This is a genomic window from Streptomyces sp. CB02366, from assembly GCF_001905905.1.
GTDB lineage: Bacteria > Actinomycetota > Actinomycetes > Streptomycetales > Streptomycetaceae > Streptomyces.
Genome location: NZ_LIVT01000002.1, coordinates 260483 through 286628 on the forward strand (window position 1 = coordinate 260483; position 26146 = coordinate 286628).

19 protein-coding genes are annotated in these 26146 nt (G+C 74.1%); 13 read left to right on the forward strand and 6 right to left on the reverse strand.

Annotation, left to right across the window (positions count from 1 at the left end; genetic code table 11):
* Window positions 1-47: 47 nt before the first annotated feature.
* The 5 genes from alc to AMK24_RS06855 form a co-directional block, all read right to left on the reverse strand.
* Entirely contained in the window at window positions 48-1202 is a 1155-nt protein-coding gene (gene alc, locus AMK24_RS06835; protein ID WP_073766096.1) for an allantoicase, read from the reverse strand.
* Between the two features lie 64 nt (window positions 1203-1266).
* Entirely contained in the window at window positions 1267-2175 is a 909-nt protein-coding gene (locus AMK24_RS06840) for a LysR family transcriptional regulator (protein WP_073766097.1), read from the reverse strand.
* Window positions 2176-2324: 149 nt separating this feature from the next.
* Complete coding sequence (locus AMK24_RS06845) at window positions 2325-2555, reverse strand: hypothetical protein (protein WP_073766098.1); 231 nt, start codon at window positions 2553-2555, stop codon at window positions 2325-2327.
* Between the two features lie 20 nt (window positions 2556-2575).
* Window positions 2576-4885: a 4-alpha-glucanotransferase gene (malQ, locus tag AMK24_RS06850; RefSeq protein WP_073766099.1), complete on the reverse strand. Its 2310-nt coding sequence runs from the start codon at window positions 4883-4885 to the stop codon at window positions 2576-2578.
* Window positions 4886-5197 (reverse strand): hypothetical protein, encoded by a 312-nt coding sequence (locus AMK24_RS06855; RefSeq protein ID WP_073766100.1) that lies wholly within the window; start codon window positions 5195-5197, stop codon window positions 4886-4888. It lies immediately after the preceding gene.
* Between the two features lie 344 nt (window positions 5198-5541).
* Between AMK24_RS06855 and AMK24_RS06860 the strand changes: the two genes are divergently transcribed.
* Entirely contained in the window at window positions 5542-8541 is a 3000-nt protein-coding gene (locus tag AMK24_RS06860) for a beta-N-acetylglucosaminidase domain-containing protein (RefSeq protein WP_073766102.1), read from the forward strand.
* 88 nt (window positions 8542-8629) lie between these two features.
* Here the strand turns inward: AMK24_RS06860 and AMK24_RS06865 are convergent, their stop codons facing one another.
* The gene (locus tag AMK24_RS06865; protein WP_073766104.1) at window positions 8630-9166 is read right to left on the reverse strand and encodes an HNH endonuclease; all 537 of its coding nucleotides are present in this window, start codon (window positions 9164-9166) and stop codon (window positions 8630-8632) included.
* A gap of 314 nt (window positions 9167-9480) precedes the next feature.
* Between AMK24_RS06865 and AMK24_RS06870 the strand changes: the two genes are divergently transcribed.
* The 12 genes from AMK24_RS06870 (at window position 9481) to AMK24_RS06925 (ending at window position 25874) form a co-directional block, all read left to right on the forward strand.
* Complete coding sequence (locus AMK24_RS06870; RefSeq protein ID WP_073766106.1) at window positions 9481-10548, forward strand: mechanosensitive ion channel family protein; 1068 nt, start codon at window positions 9481-9483, stop codon at window positions 10546-10548.
* Window positions 10549-10770: 222 nt separating this feature from the next.
* Complete coding sequence (locus AMK24_RS06875) at window positions 10771-11994, forward strand: ROK family transcriptional regulator (protein WP_073766108.1); 1224 nt, start codon at window positions 10771-10773, stop codon at window positions 11992-11994.
* Between the two features lie 59 nt (window positions 11995-12053).
* On the forward strand, window positions 12054-13385 hold the full coding sequence (locus AMK24_RS06880) for an ABC transporter substrate-binding protein (protein WP_073766110.1): 1332 nt from the start codon (window positions 12054-12056) through the stop codon (window positions 13383-13385).
* Between the two features lie 6 nt (window positions 13386-13391).
* Window positions 13392-14333: a carbohydrate ABC transporter permease gene (locus AMK24_RS06885; RefSeq protein WP_073766112.1), complete on the forward strand. Its 942-nt coding sequence runs from the start codon at window positions 13392-13394 to the stop codon at window positions 14331-14333.
* A gap of 3 nt (window positions 14334-14336) precedes the next feature.
* Complete coding sequence (locus tag AMK24_RS06890; RefSeq protein WP_073766114.1) at window positions 14337-15245, forward strand: carbohydrate ABC transporter permease; 909 nt, start codon at window positions 14337-14339, stop codon at window positions 15243-15245.
* 1 nt (window position 15246) lies between these two features.
* Window positions 15247-16512, forward strand: coding sequence for a 6-phospho-beta-glucosidase (locus AMK24_RS06895; RefSeq protein ID WP_073766116.1), 1266 nt, complete (start codon window positions 15247-15249; stop codon window positions 16510-16512).
* On the forward strand, window positions 16503-17504 hold the full coding sequence (locus tag AMK24_RS06900; protein ID WP_073766118.1) for an N-acetylglucosamine kinase: 1002 nt from the start codon (window positions 16503-16505) through the stop codon (window positions 17502-17504). The genes AMK24_RS06895 and AMK24_RS06900 overlap by 10 nt, the downstream gene beginning before the upstream one ends.
* 302 nt (window positions 17505-17806) lie before the next feature.
* The gene (locus AMK24_RS06905; protein WP_073766120.1) at window positions 17807-19195 is read left to right on the forward strand and encodes a hypothetical protein; all 1389 of its coding nucleotides are present in this window, start codon (window positions 17807-17809) and stop codon (window positions 19193-19195) included.
* A gap of 11 nt (window positions 19196-19206) precedes the next feature.
* Entirely contained in the window at window positions 19207-20241 is a 1035-nt protein-coding gene (locus AMK24_RS06910) for a glutamate ABC transporter substrate-binding protein (RefSeq protein ID WP_079190447.1), read from the forward strand.
* Between the two features lie 106 nt (window positions 20242-20347).
* Entirely contained in the window at window positions 20348-21700 is a 1353-nt protein-coding gene (locus AMK24_RS06915; RefSeq protein ID WP_073766124.1) for a hypothetical protein, read from the forward strand.
* Complete coding sequence (locus AMK24_RS06920) at window positions 21697-24522, forward strand: serine/threonine-protein kinase (RefSeq protein WP_073766126.1); 2826 nt, start codon at window positions 21697-21699, stop codon at window positions 24520-24522. Before AMK24_RS06915 ends, AMK24_RS06920 begins: the two co-directional genes overlap by 4 nt.
* 2 nt (window positions 24523-24524) lie before the next feature.
* Window positions 24525-25874: a PP2C family serine/threonine-protein phosphatase gene (locus tag AMK24_RS06925; protein WP_199876383.1), complete on the forward strand. Its 1350-nt coding sequence runs from the start codon at window positions 24525-24527 to the stop codon at window positions 25872-25874.
* Window positions 25875-26146: the final 272 nt, after the last annotated feature.

Consider the following 26146-nt stretch of genomic DNA (forward strand, 5'->3'; position numbering starts at 1 on the left):
GGGCGGAGTCGGGGACCGTCGGGGCTGACCCGAGGGCGGTACGGGGTCTACGCGCCGGACTCCTCGTAGCGGCGGGCCAGCTCGGCCGCGCCGGACTCGGTGAGCGAGCCGTGCAGCCGCATCCGGGCCACGCCGCCGTCGGGGAAGGCGTCGAGGCGGACGTGGGTGACGACGGCCTGGGCGCGCAGCACGAAGCGGTGGAGGGTGTCGGGCTGGAGGCGGGTGCGCGGGATGATCTCGAACCACTCGCCGGTGTCGCCGTTGCGGCCGTGGAGAGCGATCCAGCCGGCGGAATTGCCCTTGAGGTAGGCGGTGTCGATCTCGACCGCGCGGACCGCGCCCTGGGCGGCGAGGCGGAAGCGGACCCAGTCGTTGGTGTCGCGGACCCGGCGGCGGCGGTTCTCCCAGCCGTCGTCCATCTTGCGGGAGGTGCCCGGCAGGATGATCTGGGTGGGCGAGGAGTAGAAGCGGTCGGAAGCGTCCTCGTAACGGCCTCCGTTGAGGACCGAGACCAGGTCGACGGTGCCGAGCACGGCGAGCCAGGCCGGGTCCGGGACGACCTCGCCGTGCACGCGGAGGCGGGCGATGCCGCCGTCGGGGTGCTGGCAGAGGCGCAGGTGGGTGTAGCGGCGGCCGCCGGTGATCTCGAAGGCGTTGGCGGCGTGACCGCGCACGGGCGTGGGGGGCAGGATCTCCTCCCACTTCACGTCGTCGGCGAGCAGTTGCTCGGGGCTCGGGGCGCCTTCGACGGAGGTGGCCTGCACCGATACGCGCTGCGGGTAGTTGCCGCGGAAATGGGCGGTGTCCACGATCAGACCGCGGACGATGCCGGGGGCGCCGAGGCGGACGATGGCCCAGTCGTGGTCCTCGGGGGCCGGGAAGGGGTGGCCCGCGTCCGCGCCGCGACGGCGGCGGGTCTCCCAGCCGTCCATGACCTTGCCCTTGTGTCCGAAGCGCTCGGGGTCGAAGACGGCCCGTTCGCGGATCAGCAGGTTCTCGCGCTCGGCGAAGAACTCGTCGTTGGCGGCGATCACGCCCGCCCCGAGGCGGCGGTCCGCGAGGTCGACCAGGTCGGTGAAGGGGAGGTCACCGGCCTCCCGGTAGTCGGCGTAGGGGTCGCCGCCGCCGTAGGGCGCGGCGTCGTTGGCGTGGGGGTCGGCGTCGGGTTCCTGGTAGGCGGTCTCGCTCGCGTCGAAGGTCATGGCCCTACCCTGACGTCCTGTGACTCATCGGGTCCATCGAAAGTTTCCGCACGTACTGTTCAGTTCAGCTGAACGATCGGGCGGTCTCGGTGAGCGCCGTGAGGACGCGGGCCACGGCGGGACCGCTCTCCGCCCCGTGGCGTACGGCCGCGACCACGTGGCGGCGCGGCCGGTCCGCCTCCAGCACCCGCATCACGACGTCCTCGCGGCGCTCGCGGGCGGCCATCCGGGGCACCAGCGCGACCCCCATGCCGGCCTCGACGAGGGCGAGGATCGCGGTCCACCCGGCGGCGCTGTGGGCCTGCTCGGGGACGAAGCCCGCCGCCTCGCAGGCAGCGGTGGTGATCTCGGACCAGGGGCCCGAACCGCCGAAGATCCAGCGGTCGGCGGCCAGGTCCGCCAGGCGCAGCGCGGGCGCGCCGGCCAGCGGGTGGCCGACGGGGAGCGCCACGTCCAGCGGGTCCGCGAGCAGGGGGAAGAGGCTGAAGCGGGGGTCGCGGGCGGTCGGCGCGTGGGCCGCCAGCGACAGCGCCACGTCCACCTCGCCCGCCGTGAGCAGGTCGTACGCCTGGGCGGCCTCGGCCTCCCGGACGCGGACGTCGGGCCCCGGGCGGCCTTGGGCGCGCAGCAGCCGGACGGCGGGAACGAGGAGGGCGGGCACGGCGGTGGAGAACGCGGCGACCCTGACCTCGCCCGCCTCGCCGCGCAGATAGCCGGTCAGCTCGGCGTCCGCCCGCTCCAGCTGGGCGAAGACCGCTTCGGCGTGGCGCAGGACGAGGTGGGCGGCGTCGGTGAGGCGGACCCGGCGGCCCTGCGCTTCCAGGAGGTCCACGCCGAGCTGTCTGGCCAGGTTGGTGAGCTGCTGGGAGACGGCGGAGGGGGTCATCAGCAGCGCTTCGGCGGTGGCCGTCACCGTGCCCCGGTCGCGCAGGGTGCGCAGGATGCGGAGCTTCTTGACGTCCCACTCGGTCATGGGCGGCAACCTACCGGCCCCCGCCTCGCGGGGGCGTGCGCGGACCGGGCGCGGACCTCCGGGGCGTGCGCGTGGGGCCGCACGCGCGGGTGCGCCGCCGGTGGTCCCCACCGGCGGCGCACCCTACGGGCATGTCGTGCCGGTGCGGGTCAGACCTGCTTCTTGGACTTGTCCAGGACCATGACCAGGGCCGTGATCACCACGAACAGGCCGATGGGCGCGACCACGTAGAGACCGAGGGTCTCCATCACGCTCAGGCGCGGAGCCGGGTCGTCACCGTCGTCGGGCGTGAGCGCGAGCGCCGGGTTCGACATGAGCAGCATCATCAGCGTCGTCCCGGCCGCAACGACGCCGGCGCGCATAGCGTTCTTCTTGTCCACGGTGCCAACGTAGCGAACGCCTAGGGGCGACGCTCGCCCGGGGGTGCCGTATGAGGCTTTCGGGGCCCCATGACCTCCATCAGCGCGTGCAGCCGGGGGGAGGCGGTGATCTCCTCCAGGGTGGCCGGGCGCCCCTCGGCGTCCGCGATCGGGAGCCGCCAGTTCGGGTACTGGTCCCAGGTGCCGGGCAGGTTCTGCGGGCGGCGGTCGCCCACGGTGTCGGGGAGCCAGACGCCGGTCATCAGCGCGGGGGTGCGCAGCAGGAAGCGGTGGACGGCCCGGACGGCGGCCTCCTCGTCCCCGTCGCCCTCGGGGAGCATCCGCAGCCGGGCGAGGAGGCCCAGCCACTCGGCGGTGTCGGTGACGTCCTCGGTCAGCTCCTCCTCCAGGGAGCGGGTGAGCAGGCCGAGGCGGTGGCGCAGCGTCACGTGGTCGCCGGTCAGCCGGGCGGCGGTGGAGGGCAGATCGTGGGTGGTCGCGGTGGCCAGGCAGGCGCGACGCCACTTCTCCGGCGCGATCGGCCGCCCGTCGCCCTCCCAGTCCCGCTCGAACCAGAGCACCGAGGTGCCGAGCACCCCGCGCCGGGCCAGGGCCTCGCGGACCCCTGGCTCGACGGTGCCCAGGTCTTCCCCGACGACGGCGGCGCCGGCCCGGTGGGCCTCCAGGACGAGGACGGCGAGCATCGCCTCGGCGTCGTACGCGACATAGGCGCCGTCCGTGGGCGGGCGGCCTTCGGGCACCCACCAGAGCCGGAAGAGGCCCATGACGTGGTCGATGCGCAGGGCCCCGGCGTGGGCGAGCTGCGCGCGGAGCAGGCCCCGGTAGGCGGCGTAGCCGGTGGCGGCGAGGGTGTCGGGCCGCCAGGGCGGCAGCCCCCAGTCCTGGCCGCGCGCGTTGAAGGCGTCGGGCGGTGCGCCCACGGACATGCCGCGGGCGAAGGCGTCCTGCTGGGCCCAGGTGTCGGCGCCGGACGGGTGCACGCCGACGGCCAGGTCGTGGATGACGCCGACGTCCATTCCGGCGTCCTCGGCGGCCCGTTGGGCGTCGGCGAGCTGGCCGGCGGTCAGCCAGGCGAGGCGGCAGTGGAAGTCGACCCGGTCCAGCAGGCCGGTCCGGGCCCGGGCGGCGCCCGGGGACCGGGGGTCGCGCAGCTCCTCGGGCCATGTGCGCCAGTCGGGGCCGTGCACCTCCGCGAGGGCGCACCACAGGGCGTGGTCCTCCAGCGCCTGCCCCTGCTCGGCCAAAAAGTCGCAGTAGTCGGCCCGGCGGCCGGGGCTCAGGGGCACCTGGACGACCAGCTCCAGGGCCTGGCGTTTCAGCTCCCAGACGGCATCCCGGTCGATCAGCGCGCCCTTGTTCAGCACGGCTTCGCCGAGGGCGGCGGCGTCCTGCCGGAGGTCGTCCAGGGTGGCCCGGTCGCGGACGTGCCCGTACTCCGGGATCGACTCGACGCGCAGGTGCACCGGGTCGGGGAAGCGGCGGGAGGAGGGGCGGTACGGGGAGGGGTCGGTGGGGCGGCCCGGAACGGCCGCGTGCAAGGGGTTGACCTGGATGAACCCGCAGCCCAGGGTGCGCCCCGCCCAGGCGGCGAGGTCCGCCAGGTCGCCGAGGTCGCCCATACCCCAGGAGCGGGCGGAGAGCAGGGAGTAGAGCTGGACGAGAAAGCCGTGGGTGCGCTCGGCCGGCTGGGGGACGCGGGCGGGCGCGGCGATGAGGGTGGCGGAGCCCCGGCGGTGGTCCGGCGTACGGACGTGGATGCGGTGGACGCCGTACGGCGGCGGGATCCACCAGGCGGGGGTGGCGCCTCCCGCCGGTGCGGAGCCATTCGCCGCCGCTCTCTCTGCCGCGGGCGCGGGAGCGTCCGGCCCGTCCGGCGGGGGCGCCACGGGATGGGCTCGCGCCGCCGCGGCGGGGGCCGGGGGCGTGGTGGAGGGGTCCGGCGCCGCCGGTGCCGGGGGCGTCGTGGAGGCAGCCGGGGCGGGGGCCGCCACCCGGGAGCGCATGTTCAGCGGGGCGGGCCGACGAGCCGGGGGGCGCCCCGGGGGGCCGACCGCCTCCGGCTCGACCGTGACGGTCGAGCCGGGGGGCAGGCCGGCCAGAGCGGCCGGCAGGGGCTCGCCGGCCCACGCCACCAGGGTCGGCGGCAGCAGGCGCGGGTCGGACTCCGCGGCGGCGAGGCTCCTCCGTACGTCCTCCGGAGTGCCGGCGTCGACGCCCAGCGCGGCGAGCACGGCGATGACCGTGTCGTCGGGGACGGACACCGTGACATCCGGCGACGGGGAGTAGGAGGTGGCGACACCGTGCAGTGCGGCGAGCCGGGACAAGCCCATTCAGACTCCTGGGAACTCCAAGCCCCCTGCGGTGCCGGGTGCGGTCGGCTCGCTGGTCAGAGGGGCGACGGCGGCGAGCGGAGGCTCGCTCGTGAGAGGGGTGGCGTCGGCGAGCGGGGGCTCGCTGGTCAGGGGCGCGGAATCGGAGAACGAGGGTGCGCCGAGCAGGAGGGAGACGTCGGCGAGCGGCGGGCCGCTGATCAGGTGCCGGACGTCGGACAGGGGGAGTTCACTGGTCAGCGGGGCGGGATCGGACGGGGCGGGTACCTGTTTGGAGAGGGCGGAGAGCAGGAGCTGCGCGGCGGCGGGCATGGTGGCCTCCTGGCCATGGAGAACAGGACACAGCAAGCCCTACCCAAGCCACGCCGTGGCAGACGTGGACGTGATGTAGGCGTTACGACCAACGAGCCCAACGTGCTCCAGGTCACATTCCGTTCCCCTGGACGGCAGGTATGGGCCGTTTTCAGCCAGTCCCGCCCGCCTCTTCCGCCCCGGGAGACCCGAAGTCACCGCCATTCCCGGCAAAAAACGCAGAACGGCCATGCTCATTGACACCCTCGCGCCCGGGTGGTGGGCTCGGAGCCCTCCCGGCGTCGATCGGCGGGGGCACCTACGAACGTCGACCGGCAGTGGATACGTACGAAGGGGAGCGCGACGTGCGGTTCGGGCGCAGAAGGCAGGCGACGGCTGTCGCCGCCGCCGTGATCGGCGGCCTCCTCGGTTCCGTCTCGATCGCCCCGGCCGCGACGGCGGCGCCCGCCGCCCCGGCGGAGCCGGCCAGGTCCTCCGCCGACGGGGCCGGCCGCGCCGACCACGCCCCGCCGCCGGCCGTGTGGCCCCGCCCGCAGAGCATGAGGACCACCGGACCCGCCGTGAGGCTGGGCTCCGAGGCCACCCTCGTCGCCGCACCCGACGCCGACCCGTACGCCGTGGAGCAGGCCCGCACGCTGCTGCGCGGGGCGGGGGCGCGGACCCTGCACGAGAGCCTGCCGGGCGGCGGCCCCGTCGTCCGGCTCGGCGGCGCGGGGGCCGGTGCGGCGTTGCGGGCGCTGCGCGCCCCCGACCGGGGCGACCTGCCCTCCGGCGGCTACCGGATCGCGGTCGGCGAGATCGCCGGGCGGGCCACCGTGGCACTGGACGGGCACGGCGCGGACGGCCTCTTCCACGCCGTCCAGACCCTGCGTCAACTGGTCTCCGGGGGCGCGGTGGCGGGCGTGACGGTCCGGGACTGGCCGGGAACCGCCGTACGCGGCATGGCCGAGGGCTTCTACGGGCAGCCGTGGACGCGTGAGGAGCGGCTCGACCAGATCTCCTTCATGGGGCGCACCAAGCAGAACCGCTACCTCTACGCGGCGGGCGACGACCCCTACCGGCTGGCGCGCTGGCGCGAGCCCTACCCGGCCCGCGAGCGGGCCGGTTTCCGGGCGCTGGCGGAGCGGGCGCGCGCCGAGCACGTCACGCTGGGCTGGGCCGTCTCCCCCGGTCAGGCGATGTGCATGGCCTCCGACCGGGACATGGGGGCCCTGACGGAGAAGATCGACGCGATGTGGGCGCTGGGCGTCCGGGTCTTCCAGCTCCAGTTCCAGGACGTCAGCTACAGCGAGTGGCACTGCGACCGGGACGCGGAGACCTTCGGCGACGGCCCGAAGGCCGCCGCCCGCGCGCAGGCCCGGGTCGCGGGGGCCCTCTCCCGGCATCTGGAGGAGCGGTACCCGGGGGCGGCCCCGCTGTCGGTGCTGCCGACGGAGTTCTACCAGGACGGGACCACGGACTACCGCACCGCGCTGGCGGCCGAGCTGGACGACCGGGTCCAGGTGGCCTGGACCGGGGTCGGGGTGGTGCCCGAGAAGATCACCGGGAGCGAGCTGGCCGGGGCCCGCGCCGCGTTCCGCCACCCGCTGGTGACGATGGACAACTACCCGGTCAACGACTACGCCCAGGACCGCGTCTTCCTCGGCCCGTACACCGGCCGGGAACCGGCGGTGGCGAGCGGTTCGGCGGCGCTGCTGGCCAACGCGATGGAGCAGGCGGCCGCCTCCCGGATCCCTCTGTTCACGGCCGCCGACTTCGCCTGGAACCCGAGGGCGTACGACCCCGACGCTTCCTGGCGGGCGGCCGTCGACGACCTGGCGGGCGGGGACGCCGCCGCCCGGGACGCGCTGCTGGCCCTGGCCGGGAACAGCGCGGGCTCGGTGCTCGGCGCGCAGGAGTCCGCCTACCTCCGGCCCCTGTTCGACGCGTTCTGGGGCTCCCGCGCCGCCGCCTCCCGCCGCGACCGGGCGGCGGCGGACCTGCGTGCGGCGTTCTCCGTGATGCGAGGGGCCCCGGGTCGGCTGAAGGCCCCCGCCGAGGGCCGGCTCGCCGACGAGGTGCGCCCCTGGACGGAGCAGTTGGCCCGTTACGGCCGGGCGGGCGAGCTGGCCGTCGACCTCCTCCAGGCGCAGGCCGCCGGGGACGGGGCCGCCGCCTGGCGCCTCCAGCTGGCCCTGGAACCGCTGCGCGAGGAGATCGAGGCGGCCCGGGCCACGGTCGGCAAGGGCGTGCTGGACCCGTTCCTGGACCGGGTGGCGAAGGCGGCCGCCGGGTGGAACGGCGCCGACCGCGCCTCGGGCCGGGTCGTCGAGGACGCCCACAGCCATACGGTCCTGCTGGACGCCCCCCGCCCGGTGGAGGCCGTCACGGCGCTCGCCGAGCCCGGGGCCTCCCTGGCGGACGCCGTCGTGGAGGCCCGGGTGCCCGGCGAGGGGTGGCGGACCCTCGGGAAGCTCTCGCCCAGCGGCTTCACCCAGACCGCCGCGAAGGGGTTGCGGGCGGACGCCGTACGGGTGTCGGCGCCCCGGGCCCCCCGCGCCGCCCGGCCTCCGTACCTGAGCCCGGACCTGCCCGCCGCCCCCGCCGTCGTCCCGGACACCCCGCGGGTGCGCGCCCTGGTGCCGTGGTTCGGGGACGAACCGGCCGCCACTCTCGACCTGAAGCACGGCGAGACGGATGCGGAGATCGGCGGCGGCCCCCAGCGGGTGGCGGCGCGGCTGGCCGGCCGGCGCCCGGCCGAGGTCAAGGGCAAACTCACCGCGAAGGCGCCGAAGGGCATCGAGGTGCGGGTTCCGAAGCAGACGACCGTGCCGCGCGGCTCCCGTACGGAGGTGCCCGTGGACATCACCGTCCCGGCGGACACCCCGGTGGGCGAGTACGAGGTGCCGCTGGCCTTCGGCGGGCAGCGGTCCACGCTGACCGTGCGGGCCTTCCCCCGTACGGGCGGCCCGGATCTGGTGCGTACCGCCAAGGCGTCCTCGTCCGGCGACGAGACCCCGGACTTCCCCGCGTCGGCGGCCGCCGACGGCGACCCGGAGACCCGGTGGTCCTCGCCGGTGGAGGACGGCGCGTGGTGGCAGGCGGAGCTGCCGGAGCCGGTGCGCCTGGGCCAGGTGGTGCTGGGCTGGCAGGACGCGTACGCGGCGCGCTACCGCGTCCAGGTCTCCGCCGACGGCCGTACCTGGCGCACCGCGGCGACCGTGGCGGAGGGCGGGGGCGGGCGCGAAGCGGTCCGGATGGACGAGAAGGACACCCGGTACATCCGGGTGCGGGGCGAGAGCCGGGCGACGCGGTACGGCTACTCGCTCTGGTCGGTGGAGGCGTACGCCGTCGCGGACGACTGAGCCGCAGGACGCGCGCCGGGCCGGGGCAGCACGCCGGACGGCGGGAGCCCGGGACCGGCGGGGCCCCGGGAGCGGGAGAGGCCCGGTCTCAGGCGGAAACGCCGTCGATCCGGGCCACCGCGTCGTCCGCGCCGAACGGTTGCAGGTACGGCAGCCAGCGCGGGTCGCGGTGTCCGGTCCCGATGATCCGCCAGGCCAGGCCGGTCGGCGGGGCGGGCTGATGGCGCAGTCGCCAGCCCAGCTCGGGCAGGTGGCGGTCGGCCTTGACGTGGTTGCAGCGGCGGCAGGCCGCCACCACGTTGTCCCAGGCGTGCTGTCCGCCCCGGCTGCGCGGGATGACGTGGTCGACGCTGGTGGCGGCGGCCCCGCAGTACATGCAGCGTCCGCCGTCCCGGGCGAACAGCGCCCGCCGCGTCAGGGGCACCGGACCCCGGTAGGGGATGCGGACGAAGCGCTTGAGGCGGACCACGCTGGGGGCGGGCACGGCCCGGGTGGCACTGTGCAGGAAGGAGCCGGACTCCTCCAGGCAGATGGCCTTGTTCTCCAGGACGAGGACGAGTGCGCGGCGGAGCGGTACGACGCCGAGGGGCTCGTACGACGCGTTGAGAACCAGGACGTGCGGCACGGTGGATGCCTCCTTGTACGCCGGCGGCGCGTGGCTCGCGCCGGGACGATCCGATCTCAGTCTCTCCTCATGCCTGGTCGGAGCGCCACCACGTACGGGTAACGGGCCGGGAGGATTTTTCTCACTCCGGGCCCCGCGCACCGTCCGTCGGCGCCGAGCAGGTGCTTCACCTGGGCGGCCGTCCGCGATGTGCGATCGGCCACAGCGGGGGTGTTCCCGGTGAGACCCGTCTCTCCTCTCCGTACGGCAACGATCCACTCCCCCGGCTTCGTTACTGTTACTGACCAGCCGTCTTCCCCCTGGAGGTCCCCGTCGTGTCCTTGTCCGCCCTCTTGGCCGCAGCCCCGTCTCCCGAGCCGGTCGGCTCGTTGGGCGAAGCCGCCGAACAGGCCGGGAACGCCGCGGGCTGGGTCGAGGAGAACTGGTCCACCTGGCTGAGCACCGGTCTGCGCATCCTGCTGATCGTCGCGGTCGCGATCACGCTGCGCTATCTGATCCGCCGCGCCCTGACCAACCTCATCGACCGGATGAACCGCAGCGCCCAGGCCGTGGAGGGCACGGCGCTCGGCGGGCTGCTGGTGAACGCGGAACGCAGACGCCAGCGCTCGGAGGCCATCGGCTCCGTCCTGCGCTCGGTGGCCTCGTTCCTGATCATGGGCACGGCCGCCCTGATGGTCCTGGGCGCCTTCAAGATCAACCTGGCTCCGCTGCTCGCCTCGGCCGGCGTCGCCGGTGTGGCCCTCGGCTTCGGCGCCCGCAACCTGGTCACCGACTTCCTCTCCGGCGTCTTCATGATCCTGGAGGACCAGTACGGGGTGGGCGACACGGTCGACGCGGGGGTGGCCTCCGGCGAGGTCATCGAGGTGGGGCTGCGCGTCACCAAGCTGCGCGGCGACAACGGCGAGATCTGGTACGTCCGCAACGGCGAGGTGAAGCGGATCGGCAACCTCAGCCAGGGCTGGTCCACGGCCGGGGTCGACGTCACGGTGCGCCCGACCGAGGACCTGGAGCGGGTCCGCGAGGCGATCACCACCGCCGCCGACGCGATGTCCAAGGAAGAGCCCTGGTCGGAGCGGCTGTGGGGCCCGGTGGAGGTGCTGGGTCTGGACGCGGTCCTGCTGGACTCGATGACGGTCCGGGTGACCGCGAAGACGATGCCGGGCAAGTCGGTCGGCGTGGAGCGCGAGCTGCGCTGGCGGATCAAGCGGGCGCTGGACGAGGCGGGCATCCGGATGATCGGCCCGGCCCCGCTCCCCGTGGACGGCGAGTCCACGGCGGACCCGACGGCGGCGATGGCGGCCCCCTCCGCGTACGCCTCGGCGACCTCCCCGCAGTCCCTGGCGACCACCCCGATACCGCCGTCGACGAACCTGAACAAGTAGCGGCCGGCGTCGAAGGGGCGCTCCACCGGGTCCGGTGGAGCGCCCCTTCGACGTCGGGGCGCGACGGTCGCCCCTGCTCGCCCTCAGTAACACTTTGGTGGTCCGACAGCCGTCCCCATTGACGCCCCGGTGGCCTGCGCTCTAACGTCCTCTCAACCAAACAGGAAACTTTCCTAACAGAGTCGCGGGCGTACCTGCCCGGCAGAGGGCGGTGCATCCACGATGGCGGGAAACCTTCCCGGCCCACCCCACACCCCGGGCACCCCCCGGGTGCTGCGGGCCATGAACGACCGCGCCGCCCTCGACCTGCTGCTGGAGCACGGTCCGCTCTCCCGGACCCGGATCGGGAAGCTGACCGGGCTCTCCAAGCCCACCGCCTCCCAGCTGCTGGCCCGGCTGGAGGCGGCCGGGCTCGTCGTCGCCACCGGGACCAGCGAGGGGCGCCCCGGGCCCAACGCCCAGCTCTACACGGTGAACGCGCGGGCCGCCCACGTCGCCGGGCTCGATGTGAACGGACGGCGCATCGCCGCCGCCGTCGCGGACGTGACCGGGCGGACGGTCGGAGAGTTCGAGCTGGCCACCCCGGGGCGGCGCGCCGACAGCGTGGTGCGCCAGGTCGCCGAAGCGCTGGACGGGGCGGTGAAGGACGCGGGGCTCACCCGCGCGGACGTCCACCGGATCGTCATCGGCACCCCGGGGGCGTTCGACCCGGGCACCGGGCGGCTGCGGTACGCCTCGCACCTGCCCGGCTGGCACTCCCCCACCCTGCTGGACGAACTGGCCGCGTCCCTGCCGATGCCGGTGGAGTACGAGAACGACGTCAACCTGGTCGCCGTCGCCGAGCAGCGCCTCGGCGCGGCCCGCGGCCACGAGGACTTCGTCCTGCTGTGGAACGAGGAGGGCCTGGGCGCCGCCCTCGTCATCAACGGCCGGCTGCACCGGGGCTTCACCGGCGGGGCGGGCGAGGTCGGTTTCCTGCCGGTGCCGGGCACCCCGCTCGTACGCCAGGTCGTCAAAGCCAACAGCGGCGGCTTCCAGGAGCTGGCGGGCGCCCAGTCGGTGCCCCGGCTCGCCAGGTCGCTGGGCATCGACACCCCGCAGCAGCCGTACGCGCGGGTCGCCGCCGGCCTGCTGGCGCGGGCGGCCGCGGCGCACGAGGAGGACGAGGCGCTCGCCGAGCTGCTGCACCAGTACGCCCAGCGGCTGGCCACCGGGCTCGCCTCCGTCACCGCCGTCCTGGACCCCGGGCTGATCGTGCTCGCCGGCGGGGCGGTCGCGGCGGGCGGCGAGGTCCTGCGCTCCCTGATCCAGTCCGAGCTGGCCGAACTCGCCGCCTCCCGGCCCCGCCTGGTGGTCGGCGAGATCGACCGCACCCCCGTCCTGCGCGGCGCCCTGGAGAGGGCGCTCGCCGACACCCGCGACGAAGTGTTCGACACCTCGCGCTGAACCACGCCCCTTCCCCGTCCCGCCGTCTGATTCTCTTCCCCGTCCCTGGGAGTTCCGTCATGCGCACCAGCCGTCTCACCACCACCGCCGTCGCCGTGGCCGCGATATCGGTGCTCGCCACCGCGTGCACCGGCCAGTCCGAGGCCGGCGCCTCCGACGACCCGAACGCGAAGACCACGATCAACTTCTGGCACGGCTGGAGCGCGCCCGCCGAGGTGAAGGCGGTCCAGGACAACATCGACCGGTTCGAGAAGGCCCACCCGAACATCACGGTGAAGGTCTCCGGCAACATCAACGACGACAAGCTGAACCAGGCGCTGCGCGCGGGCGGTTCGAACGGACCCGACGTGGTCTCCTCGTTCACCACCTCCAACGTCGGCAAGTTCTGCTCGTCCGGCGCCTTCGCGGACCTGAAGCCGTTCATCGAGAAGTCGAAGCTCGACCTGGAGAAGACCTTCCCGAAGGTCCTCCTGGACTACACCCAGTTCGAGGGCAAGCGCTGCGCCCTGCCGCTGCTCACCGACGCCTACGGCCTCTACTACAACAAGGACGCCTTCGAGAAGGCCGGGATCACCGCCCCGCCGAAGACGATGTCGGAGCTGGCGAGCGTCGCGAAGAAGCTCACGGTCGAGAAGGGCGACAGCTACCAGCAGCTCGGGTTCATGCCGACCTTCCACGGCTACGAGACCGTCGCCGACCACTACATGTCCTCGTGGGACCACGCGTACTTCGACGAGAACGGCAAGTCCAACGTCGCCAAGGACCCGGCGTTCGCGGAGATGTTCACCTACCAGAAGAAGCTCGTCGAGGACCTCGGCGGCTACGCCAAACTGGAGAAGTACCGGGGCACCTTCGGTGACGAGTGGGGCGCCAAGCACCCGTTCCACACCGGGCAGGTCGCCATGCAGCTGGACGGCGAGTGGCGGCTCGGGATGGCCGAGGACGCCGGGGTCGGCTTCGAGATCGGCGTGGCGCCGATGCCGGTCGCCGACGACGAGGCCGACAGCTACGGCAAGGGCTTCCTCTCCGGCACGATCGTGGGCATCGCCCCGGCCAGCAAGAAGCAGAACGCGGCCTGGGAGCTGGTCAAGTACATGACCAGTGACACCAAGGCGGTGGTGGAGTTCGCCAACGGCATCCGCAACGTGCCCTCCACGTTCGAGGCGCTGAAGTCGCCGGACCTGAAGTTCGACCCGCGCTTCAAGACCTTCCTGGACATCGCCCAGCACCCGAAGTCCAACACGCCCGACGGGGCCGTCAACGGCTCCACGTACCAGCTGACCCTCCAGGACTTCGGCTACCAGTACGAGAAGGGCGCGGTGAAGGACCTCCAGGCCGGTCTGGAGAGGACCGCGAAGCAGATCGACACCGACATCGCCAAGGCCAAGTAGCCCCCGATGACGACGCACACGCTCCGCTCGAAGCGCCGCAGGTCGGCGCTGCGCACGGCGGCCTTCATGTCGCCGTGGCTGATCGGGTTCTCGGTCTTCTTCGCGTATCCGATGGTCTCGACGATCTACTTCTCGTTCATGGAGTACGACGGGTTCGGGGCGCCGGTCTTCAACGGACTGGCGAACTGGACGTACGTCTTCCAGGACTACCCGATGTTCTGGCCCTCGCTGCGCAACACCCTGTGGCTGGTACTCGTCATGGTCACCTGCCGGGTCGTCTTCGGCCTCGGCATCGGGATGCTGATCACGAGGATCAAGACGGGGACCGGGGTCTTCCGGACCCTGTTCTACCTGCCCTACCTGGCCCCGCCGGTCGCCGCGACGCTCGCCTTCGTCTTCCTGCTGAACCCGGGCACCGGTCCGGTCAACTCGGTCCTCGGGGAACTGGGGCTGCCGACGCCCGGCTGGTTCAACGACGCCTCCTGGTCCAAGCCGGCGCTCACCATGCTCGCGGTGTGGGGCATCGGGGACCTGATGGTGATCTTCATGGCCGCGCTGCTGGACGTACCCACCGAGCAGTACGAGGCAGCGGAGCTGGACGGCGCGTCCGCCTGGCAGAAGTTCCGCTTCGTGACCCTGCCGAACATCTCGCCCATCGTGCTGTTCGCGGTGGTGACGGGCGTCATCCAGGCGATGCAGTACTACACGCAGCCCCTGGTCGCCGGGAAGGTCGCCTCCGGCGTCATCGGCGGCTCCGGACAGTCCTTCGAACCCGGCTATCCCGACAAGTCGACACTGACGCTCCCGCAGCTCGTCTACAACCTGGGCTTCCAGCGCTTCGACTACGGCGCCGCCTGTGCCGTCGCCCTCGTCCTGTTCGCCCTGGCCATGGCCTTCACCGCACTGCTGATGCGGGGCCGCAACAACCTGATCTCGGCCGGTGACTGAGCCATGACCCATCTCGTCGAAAAGACCGCGGCCCCCGCCTCCGCCCCGGCCCCCGCGCCCCGGACGCCGGCCTCCCGCACCGCCCGCCGCAAGGCGCTGCTGCACTGGATCGCCGTGCACTCCCTCGGGGTCGCCGCCGCGCTCTTCTTCGTGCTGCCGTTCGTCTTCGTGGTGCTGACCTCGCTGATGAGCGACCAGCAGGCGCTCACCCGCGACCTCACCCCGAACACCTGGGAGTGGGACAACTACACGCGGGTCTTCCACACCGACGGCTTCCTGGTCTGGTGGCGCAACACCCTGCTGTACGCGGGCGTGGGCACCGTCCTCACCGTGGTGTCGTCGATCCCGGTGGCGTACGCGCTGGCGAAGTTCCGCTTCCGGGGCCGCAGGCTGTCGCTGATGCTCGTCATCTCGATGATGATGCTGCCGCCGCAGGTCGTCATCATCCCGATGTACCTGTTCTGGGCCAAGCAGATGGACCTCTCCGGCACCCTGTGGCCGCTGATCATCCCGATGGCCTTCGGCGACGCGTTCTCCATCTTCCTGCTGCGGCAGTTCCTGCTGACCATCCCGAACGAGTACCTGGACGCGGCGAAGGTCGACGGCTGCGGCGAGTTCCGCACGCTGGTCAAGGTCGTCCTCCCGATGGCCAGGCCGGGCATCGCGGCCATCGCCCTCTTCCAGTTCTTCGCCGCCTGGAACGACTACTTCGGACCACAGATCTACGCCTCGGAGAACCCGGCCGCCTGGACGCTCAGTTACGGCCTGGAATCCTTCAAGGGCGCGCACCACACCGACTGGAACCTGACCATGGCCGCGACCGTCCTGGTCATGGCCCCCGTGATCGCCGTCTTCTTCTTCGCCCAGAAGGCATTCGTCGAGGGCGTCACACTGACCGGAGTAAAGGGCTGACATGAAGCTCGCAGTAGTGGGTGGCGGGTCCACCTACACCCCTGAACTGATCGACGGATTCGCCCGGCTGCGGGACACGCTGCCGATCGAGGAGCTGGTGCTCGTCGATCCGGCGGCCGACCGCCTGGAGCTCGTCGGCGGCCTCGCCCGGCGGATCTTCGCCAAGCAGGACCACGCGGGGAGGATCACGACCACGACCGACGTGGACGCGGGCGTGGCCGACGCCGACGCGGTCCTGCTCCAACTGCGCGTCGGCGGGCAGGCCGCGCGCGAACGGGACGAGACCTGGCCGCTGGAGTGCGGCTGCGTCGGCCAGGAGACCACCGGCGCCGGCGGCCTCGCCAAGGCGCTGCGCACCGTGCCCGTCGTCCTGGACATCGCCGAGCGGGTCCGCCGCGCCAACCCGGACGCCTGGATCATCGACTTCACCAACCCGGTCGGCATCGTCACCCGCGCCCTCCTGCAGGCCGGGCACAAGGCGGTCGGCCTGTGCAACGTGGCGATCGGCTTCCAGCGCAAGTTCGCCCGGCTGCTGGACGTGAACCCCTCCGAGGTGCACCTCGACCACGTCGGCCTCAACCACCTGACGTGGGAGCTGGGGGTGCGGCTCGGCGGCCCGGACGGCGAGGACGTCCTGCCCCGGCTGCTCGCGGAGCACGGCGACGCCGTCGCCGCCGACCTCCGCATGGACCGGCGGATCGTGGACCGGCTCGGCGTCGTCCCCTCGTACTACCTGCGCTACTTCTACGCCCACGACGAGGTGGTGAAGGAGTTGGGCTCCAAGCCGTCGCGGGCCGCCGAGGTCGCGGCGATGGAGAAGGAACTCCTCGCGATGTACGGCGACCCGTCGCTGGACGAGAAGCCCGAACTGCTGGCCAAGCGGGGCGGCGCGTTCTACTCCGAGGCGGCCGTGGACCTGGCGGCCTCCCTCCTGGGCGACGGCGGATCGCCGGTCCAGGTGGTCAACACGTACAACCGGGGCACCCTGCCGTTCCTCCCGGACGACGCGGTGATCGAGGTCCAGGCCCGGGTCGGGCGCGACGGCGCGGTCCCCCTGGCAGTCCCGGCACTGGACCCGCTGTACGCCGGTCTCATCGCCAACGTGACGGCGTACGAGGACCTCGCCCTGGACGCCGCGCTGCGCGGTGGCCGGGACCGGGTCTTCAAGGCGCTGCTCGCCCACCCGCTGATCGGCCAGTTCGATCACGCCGAGGGCCTCACCGACCGCCTGATCGCCCACAACCGGGAGCACCTGGCGTGGGCGTGAACGTGTCGGTCGTCGCCATCGACGCGGGCAACAGCAAGACCGACGTGGCACTGATCGGTGAGGACGGCACGGTGCTGTCCACGGCGCGCGGCGGCGGTTTCCAGCCGCCCGTGGTCGGGGTGGAGACCGCGATCGACGTGCTGGCCGAGACGCTGGGGCGAGCGGTCGCGGAGCTGCCGGGAGGCGGCGGGCCGCACGCCCCGCTCGCCCCGCCGGGCTCCTCGGTACACGTCTCCGCGTGCCTGGCCAACGCCGATCTGCCGGTCGAGGAGGCCGAGTTGGCGGCGGCCCTGGAGGCCCGCGGCTGGGGCTCCTCGGTGGAGGTGCGCAACGACACCTTCGCGATCCTGCGCGCCGGGGTGGACGAGCCCCGGGGCGTCGCGGTGGTGTGCGGGGCCGGGATCAACTGCGTGGGCATGACCCCGGACGGGCGGTCCGCCCGCTTCCCCGCCATCGGACGGATATCCGGTGACTGGGGCGGCGGTTCGGGGCTCGCCGAGGAGGCGCTGTGGTTCGCCGCGCGCGCCGAGGACGGGCGCGGCGAGGCGTCCGAGCTGGCCCGGGCGCTGCCGGCCCACTTCGGGCTCGACTCGATGTACGCGCTGATCGAGGCGCTGCACCGGGGCTCCGTTCCGATGGTGCGGCGGCACGAGTTGACGCCGGTGCTGTTCGCCACGGCCGCGGCCGGGGACGCGGTGGCCCTGGCGCTGGTGGAGCGGCTGGCCGACGAGGTGGTGGCGATGGCCTCGGTCGCGCTGTCCCGGCTCGACCTGCTGGAGGAGGAGGTCCCGGTGCTGCTGGGCGGCAGCGTGCTGGCCGCCCGTCACCCGCAGCTCGACGACCGCATCGCCGTGCTCCTGGCGGCCCGCGCCCCGAAGGCGGAGGTGCGCGTGGTCTCCGAACCGCCGGTGCTGGGCGCGGCGTTGCTGGGCCTGGACCGCACGGGGGCGGGGCCGGAGGTCCACCGGCGGCTGCGCGGGCAGTACGTCTGAGGTTCCGGGCCGGGCGGGGCCCGGCGGGACGTCCCCCCACGCGGTGCGCGTGGGGGGACGCTCCGTGTGCGCTCCCCGTACGGGTGAACGCCCGGCGTACGGGGGGGCGGGAGGGAACCGATCGGGCCCGTGGAACGTGTACCTGATGGGAAGTCCGTTCGCTTATGGGGATGTATCCGGGCGCGTTGCGCCGCTTGCCTTGATCGGCTGCGCCCGCCCTGGTCGAATGCGGGGACGGGCGACGGGGAGCGGACAACGGGACGGGGACGGCGCCCGTCGTCGGCGACCGAGGGGGAGGGCGAGTGACACACCCGCCGAGCGGCGGCTCGCAGACGTTGCGCGCACCGGACCCGGTGCCCGCGCCCACCGCCGTGCCCGCCCGGCCCCGCGCCGCTCGGACCGTCCAGGTGGAACGGCTGCGCGCGGCGGCGACGACCGAGCCCGGCCGGCTCCGGATCATCGGGGCCGTCCTGGCGCTGCTGGTCGTGGCGTTCGGCGCGGTGACCACCCTGGAGATCTCGCAGCGGGCCGCCGCCGCGGACGACGTGGCCGGCCGCAGCCAGCCGCTCAGCGCCGACGCGGCGGACGTCTACCGCTCCCTGGCGGACGCCGACACCACGGCGGCCGGCGGGTTCCTCGCCGGAGCGCAGGAGCCCGAAGCCGTGCGGGAGCGGTACCGCGAGGACATCGAGGAGGCGGCCCGGCTGCTGGTGAAGGCATCGGGGAACACCGAGCCGGGCAGCGCCTCCAGCCGTGAGATAGCCGCCCTCAACAAGCTGCTGCCGGTCTACACGGGCCTGATCGAGCGTGCCCGCGCCAACAACCGCCAGGGCCTGCCGCTGGGCGGCGCCTATCTCCGGTACGCGAACCGGAAGATGGCCGGCGAGATGCTGCCGGCCGCCGAGCGGCTGTACGCGGCGGAGACGGGCCGACTGGAGGCGGACTCCGCCGACGCCCGGCGCCTGCCCCTGCTGTCGGTCGGCGCGGGGATCGTGGTGCTCGGCGCCCTGGTGTGGATGCAGCGGCGCACCTACCGCCGGACCAACCGGGTGCTGAACCGCGGGCTGCTGGCGGCGACGGCCGCCGCCTCGGTGGTGGTGCTCTGGGCGGTCGCGGGGCACACGGTGGCCCGTGCGGAGCTGCGCGCGGCGATGGTGCACGGCCAGGCGTCCCTGGACGTGCTCAACGACGCCCGGATCAGCTCCCTCAAGGCGCGTGCCAACGAGAACCTCACCCTGGTGGCGCGCGGCGCGGTGCTGACCCCCGACGGCTCCGCCGACCAGTACGAGGCGGACTACGGCACGGGGATGAGGACGCTGGAGGACCGGCTGGGGAAAGCCGGGCGGCTCGCGGACGACGCGGGCGGGAAGGCCCCCGTGGCCGACGCGGCCGAGGCCGTGGCCCAGTGGCAAACCCGCCACCGCGAGGCCCGTGCCACGGACGACCGGGGCGACTACGACGGCGCTCTGGAGCGGGTCATCGGGACCGGGAAGTCCACCGGGCAGTCCTTCCGGCAGGTGGACACCGCGTTGGAGAAGGCGCTGGCCCATGAGGAGGGCGAGTTCGCGTCGGCGGCGAAGGACGGGCGCGGGGCTCTGCGGGGTCTGCCCACGGGGGCCGTCGTGCTGGCGGTCCTGGGGGCCGCCGCGGTGATCGCCGGGGTCAACCGCAGGCTCGCGGAGTACCGGTGAGAGGGGCAGCGATGAGCAGGTCGAAGGGCCGGCCCGCGCGCCGTCTGCGCGGCTGGGGCGGCGTGACGGGGATGGCGGCGGCGTGCGCGTTCACCGCCGCGGTCACCTTGCTGCCGCTGGCGAACCACGGCGGCGGGGCGGCCGGGGCGGGCCTCCCGGGCGGCGGGGTGGTGACCGCCGAGGGGGCGCGCGCGCAGGCGTGCACCGAGCCGGAGGCGAGCCTGCGCCCGTCCGGCGGCGACGGGCCGAACATCGACCGGATCAAGCGGCGCGGCAAGCTGATCGCGGGCGTCGACCAGAACAGCTTCCGCTGGGGTTACCGCAACCCGGAGAGCCGGCAGCTCGAAGGGTTCGACATCGATCTGGTGCGGGCCATCGCCGGGGACGTGCTGGGCGATCCGGACGCGGTGGTCTTCCGCGCGATCCCCACCAACCAGCGCATCGCCGCCCTGGAGCACGGCCGGGTCGACGTGGTGGTGCGGACGATGACGATCAACTGCAAGCGGCTCGAACAGGTCTCCTTCTCCACCGCCTACTTCCGGACCGGGCAGCAGGTGCTCGCCCCGAAGGAGTCGGCGATCACCGGGTACGACGCCTCGCTCCAGGGCAAGCGGGTCTGTTCGGCGGAGGGCTCCACGGCGTACGAGGCGTTGGAGAAGCAGTCGTTCGGGGCGCTCTACAAGGACGCCTACGACGGCACCGAGCGCGATCCGGACCTGCTGACCGTGCCCAACCAGCTGGACTGCCTGGTGCGGCTCCAGCTGGGCGAGGTCGACGCGGTGGTCACGGACAACGCCCTGGCGGCCGGTCAGGCGGCGCAGGACCCGGCGGTGGAGCTCAAGGGGAAGGCCCCGTTCACCACCGAGTACTACGGCGTCGCGGTGAAGAAGGGCGCCGACGACCTGGTGGCCCGGGTGAACAAGGTCCTCGTCGACTTCCGGGCGGGCGGCGACGACAGCGCGTGGATGACGTCCTACCGGCGGTGGCTGGCGGCCGGGCTGCCCGGGATATCCGGGCCGCCCGCCCCCGCGTACCGCGGCGACTGACCCGGAGCTCCTCCGGGCGGGCCGGGGCGAGCGGGCCGGAGCCGGACCCAAGCAGACCGATCCCGCCGGGCCCACCGGCCCGGCGGGGAGAGCGGAGAGGTGATCGATGGGCGTCGCGGGATCCTTCCCCGGCTTCACGGGGAGTCCCCCCGGACCGGTCCTGGACCGGGAGGAGGCGGACCGTGCGCTGGCCCGGCTCGGCGCGGAGCACGAGGCGATCGAGACCTCGCTCCTCGCGCTCCAGGACCATGCCGGCCGCCGGCTGCTGGAGGGGGCCGAGCTGACCGGCGTCACCCGGGAGCGCTGGGCCACGACCGAGCGGTCGATCACCCTGCTGTGGGCGTACTTCGACGCGTACGCGGGGGCGCTGGCCGAGGCCCGGGAGATCCGTGCGCGCCGCCGGCACCCGAACCGGGAGGACCTTCTGGCGTTGACGGAGTTGCTGCGCGGCGAGGCGGTCACCGTCGCCAACGCGGGCGCGGTGCCGCCGCCCCCGGCCGCGGGCCCGGCCCGGCTCTCCGAGCGGTTCTCGCTCCAGGAGCTGGTGGCCCGGATGAACGAGCTGTACGCCAGGTCGCTGGACATGGTCGTCGCCTCCGACGCGGTCTGGTCGGCGCTGCCCGCCCGGATCGACCTGCTCGCGGCCGAACTGCACCGGACGCGTTCGCTGGCGCACTCGGTGGGGGTGCGGCCCGGTGAGCATCCGGCCGGGGACGACCTGGTGGCGATCACCGAGGAGCTGACCACGCTGCGGGCGCAGGTGGTCTCCGACCCCCTGGCGTTCTGGCTGCCGGGCCCCGGCAGCGCCGCGCCGGGCGGCGGCCGCCCCGACACCTCGCGCTACGACCGGGCGGCCCGCGCCCTGGAGGACGTACGGCGGGAGATCGAGGCGGTCCTCTCGGTGCGCCAGGACGCGGAGGCGCGCCTGGCGCGGTTGCGGGACGTGCTCTCGCGGGCCGACCGGACCCTGAGCGAGGCGCGGGCGGCGCGGGGCGAGGTGCTGGCCAAGATCGCCGCCTCCGAGGTGCCGGCGGTCAGCGGGCCGCCGACCGCCCTCCAGGAGCGGCTGGCGGCGGCGTCGGACCACCGCAGGCGTGCCCGGTGGCACCGGTTGTCGCCGCTGCTGGAGGCGCTGGAGCAGGAGGCCGAGGAGGAACTGCTGCGTGCCCGCGAGTCGTTGACGTCGGTGACCGCTCCGCTGGCGGTCCGTGCGGAGTTGCGCGGCCGGCTGGACGCGTACAAGGCGAAGGCGGCCCGGCACGGTCTGGCGGAGGACCTGGTGCTGATCGAGCGGTACGACGCGGCCCGCCGCATGCTGTGGAGCGCTCCGTGCGATCTGCGCGCCGCCGAGCAGGCCGTCCTGCGCTACCAGCACGCGGTCGCGGACGCGCTGACGCCCCACCGGTCCGAGGAGCCCGAGGACCGGTGGGGCGCGGGCGGACAGGGGGAGAGACGATGAGTACGCGGTGCCAGCGGCCCTCCTGCGAGGGGGCCTACGAGGACATGGGCGGCGGTGAGCTGTACTGCGACACCTGCGGTCTGGCGCCGGTCGTCTCGCCGACGGGCATGGTCTCCTCGCCGCCCACCGGGATCGCCGGGGGCGGGCGGCCCGGCGGGCCGGACAGTTCCTCGCAGCGGTCGGGCTCCCGCGCCTCCGCCCGGTCCTCGTCCCGTTCGTCGTCCTCGCGCCGTTCGGTCTCCGGCCGGCTGTCGCGCTCGCTGCCCGGGGCGTCCGCCTCCCGGTCGGTCTCGGTGCGCTCCTCCGGCTCGACCTCGGCCGCCTCGGCGCGGGGGCGGCTGGGCGCCGGACTGGTCCAGGTGCCGGACGTGCCCCGGCACGATCCGCGCACGGCGGTGATGGAGCACGCGGAGGTGCCGGAGCGGAAGCGGTTCTGCTCCCGTTCGGACTGCGGCGCTCCGGTGGGGCGGGCGCGCGGTGGGCGGCCGGGGCGCACCGAGGGGTTCTGCACCAAGTGCGGGCACCCCTACTCCTTCGTGCCGAAGCTGAACAGCGGTGACGTCGTGCACGGCCAGTACGAGGTCGTGGGCTGCCTGGCGCACGGCGGGCTCGGCTGGGTGTATCTGGCGGTGGACCGGGCCGTGTCGGACCGCTGGGTGGTCCTCAAGGGCCTGCTGGACACCGGCGACCAGGACGCGATGGCCGCCGCGATCTCCGAGCGCCGCTTCCTCGCCGAGATCGAGCACGCCAACATCGTGCGGATCTACAACTTCGTCGAGCACCTGGACCAGCGGACGGGTTCGCTGGACGGCTACATCGTGATGGAGTACGTCGGCGGCAAGTCGCTCAAGGAGATCGCCAACGAGCGCCGCACCCCGGCCGGGAAGCGCGACCCGCTGCCGGTGGAGCAGGCGTGCGCGTACGGGATCGAGGCGCTGGAGGCGCTGGGCCACCTGCACAGCCGCAACCTCCTGTACTGCGACTTCAAGGTCGACAACGCGATCCAGACCGAAGACCAGCTCAAGCTGATCGACATGGGCGCGGTGCGCCGGATGGACGACGACGAGTCGGCGATCTACGGCACGGTGGGCTACCAGGCCCCGGAGGTCGCGGAGCTGGGCCCCTCGGTCGCCTCCGACCTGTACACGGTGGCCCGGACGCTGGCGGTCCTCACCTTCGACTTCCAGGGGTACACGAACGTCTACATCGACGCCCTCCCCGACCCGGACACGATCGAGGTGTTCCGCGCCTACGAGTCGTTCTACCGGCTGCTGGTGCGGGCCACCGATCCGGACCCGGGCCGCCGTTTCGCCTCGGCGGCGGAGATGGCCGAGCAGTTGACGGGGGTGCTGCGGGAGGTGGTGGCGCTGCAGACCGGCCGGCCGCGTCCGGCGCTGTCGACGCTGTTCGGCGCGGAACTGCGCGTGGTCGACACGGAGCTGTTCGCCCCGCAGACCGACGACGTCTCGCTGCTGGGCGGCCGGGACACCGGCGCGGCGCGCGGGCCGGGGGGCCGGCGCGGGGGCCGCGGGCGTCCGGTCCCCGGCGTTCCGGCGCGGGGCTCCGCCGGGCAGGCGCAGCCGGTCGCTCCGGGGGCCGTGGCCTCGGCGGTGGCCGGGGCGATGCCGGTGGGCGCGCAGCCGCACGGCCCGGCGGGGGGCGGCGCGCCCGGGCCGGGGGCCGCTCCGCTGGCCGTGGAGCCGACCCACGTCCGGGGTTCCGCGCCGGGCGGCGGGGCTCCGCTCCCGTACCCCCCCTCGGCGCACGCCCCTGTACCGGGGCCCCGGGCGGCCGAGCCCGTCCCGGACCCGCCCGCCGGACCGTACGTCGTGCCGGCCGGCCCGTACGGTTCCTCCGGGGGCGCCCGGCTCGCCCCGTTCGACACCCGGGGCGCCTCGTTGGCGCTGCCGGTCCCCCGGGTCGACGCGACGGACCCGAACGCCGGTTTCCTGGCCGGGCTCATGGCCTCCGCCCCGGCCGAGCTGATCACCGCCCTGCACACGGTTCCGGCCCCTTCGCTGGAGACCCGGCTGCGGGAGCTGCGGGCCCGTCTGGAGATGCGGGACCTGGACTCGGCCGCCCGCGCGCTGTCCACTCTGGAGGGTGAACACCCCGACGACTGGCGGGTGGTCTGGTACCGCGGGATCGCCTCGCTGGTGACCGGCGACCACGAGTCGGCGGCGCTCTCCTTCGACGCGGTCTACGACGCGTTCCCCGGTGAGACCGCGCCCAAGCTGGCGCTGGGGATCTGTGCGGAGGTGCTGGGCCAGCTGGACAACGCCGCCGAGTACTACCGCCTGGTGTGGGCGACCGACCCGGGGTTCGTCAGCGCCGCGTTCGGCCTGGCCCGGGTGCGGATGGCGGCCGGTGAGCGGGGGGCGGCGGTGGCCGCCCTGGAGTCGGTGCCGGAGGCGTCGATCCACTACACGGCGGCGCGGGTGGCCGCCGTCCGGGCGCGGTTGCGCGAGCGCTCGCACCACGAGCCGCTGCGGGCCGATCTGACGGCCGCCGGGGACCAGGTGACGGCGCTGGCGGCCTTCGGTCTGGACCCGGTGCGCCACGAGCAGTTGTCGACCGAGGTACTGGGCAAGGCGCTGGACTGGGTACTCTCCGGTAGTCCCGGTGTCCAGGGGTCGGGCGGACCGGCCGCCGGTGCGCCGGGCGGTGCACGGAAGCTGCTCGGCGCCGAACTGGACGAACGGGGACTGCGGTTCGGGCTCGAACGCTCGTACCGCATGCTCGCCCGGCTCGCGCAGCGGGGCGACGAGAGGATCGAACTGGTGGAGCGGGCCAACCGTTTCCGCCCCCGGACGTGGGTGTGAAGATGTCACAGAGCCACCAGCAGCCCGCCCTGGCGAGGTGCCCCGGCTGCGAGGAGCCGCTGGATACGGGCGACCGCTTCTGCGGAGCGTGCGGCTACGACCTCTCGGCCGTGCCGACGCGCCCCGGCGACCGGCCCACGATGGCCCTCACCGTGCCCCCGGCCGGGCCGGACGGGGCGCCGGACCACGAGGCCGAGGCCGTCCGCGTACGCCACGACCACCGAGGGGCCCCGGGCGGAGCGGCGGCTGCGGACGCTGCGGCGGCCGCGGGGGGCGTCGCGCCCCCGGCCGGTGCGGCCGACCCGCACGGTGCGGCCGACCCGCACGGTGCGGCGGACTCCGGTGACTTCCCGTTGGCCGCGCCCGACCCCCGTACGGCGGAACACGCCCCGGCCGCCCCCGCCGTCCCCGCCTCCGGGGCGAAGGTCTGTGTGGCGTGCCGCTCCGGCCGGGTGGACCCCGACGGCTACTGCGAGAACTGCGGGCACGCCCAGCCCCGCGAGCGCGACCACATGGAGCAGGAGCTCGACGCGGTGGCCGCCGTCAGCGACCGGGGGCTGCGCCACCACCGCAACGAGGACTCCTTCGCGGTCTCCTCGACCGCGTTGCCGGACGGTTCGCCGGCCATCGTCGCGATCGTCTGCGACGGAGTCTCCTCGGCGAGCCGCCCGGACGAGGCGTCGGCCGCCGCCGCGAGCGCCGCCAACGAGGCGCTGCTGGAGTCCCTGCCGCGCGGTACGCACCCGCAGCAGGCGATGCACGAGGCGATCGTCGCCGCGTCCGAAGCGGTCAACGCCCTGGCACAGGAGCCGGCCGGGGCGATGGAGCACGACACGCACCGCCATCAGAACGCCCCGGCCTGCACCCTGGTCGGCGCGGTCGTGGCGGATGACCTGCTGATCATCGGCTGGGTCGGCGACAGCCGCGCCTACTGGGTGCCTCAGGACCGGTCCCGGCCCACCGCCCGGCTCACCGAGGACGACTCCTGGGCCGCGCAGATGGTGGCGGCGGGCCTGATGAACGAGGCGGAGGCCTACGCGGACGACCGCGCCCACGCCATCACCGGCTGGCTCGGCGCCGACGCGTACGAACTGGAGCCGCACACCGCCGCGTTCAAACCGGACCGGCCGGGCCTGGTGGTGGTGTGCACGGACGGCCTGTGGAACTACGCGGAGTCCGCCGAGGAGATGGCCGCCGTCGTCCCGGACGACGCCCAGGAGCGTCCGCTGCACGCCGCCCGGGTGCTCGTGGGACACGCGCTCGACGGCGGGGGCCACGACAACGTAACAGTGGCGCTGCTGCCGTTCGCCGTACGCCCGCAAGGGGCAGGATCGGCCCGCGAAGCCGTTTGAGCCCCACCGGCCCTCCGCTCGGATCGGGCCGGACCCGGGGCGGGGCCCGGAGCGTGCGGGTGCGAGACGGAGGAGGGGCCCGGCCGGGGCCTCCCCGCTGGAACGGGATCGAGGGGCCGGGGAAGGGAGCACGGGCGACTGACGACAACGCCGCAGGGGCCCTCCCCCTGCTCGCGCGAAGCCGAGAAGCCCGGGGAGCGCGTGCCGGCCCCCCGCGAGCCCGGCCCGATCCGAACGAGAGGCCCTAGGACGTGTTTCGAAAGTCCCGCCTG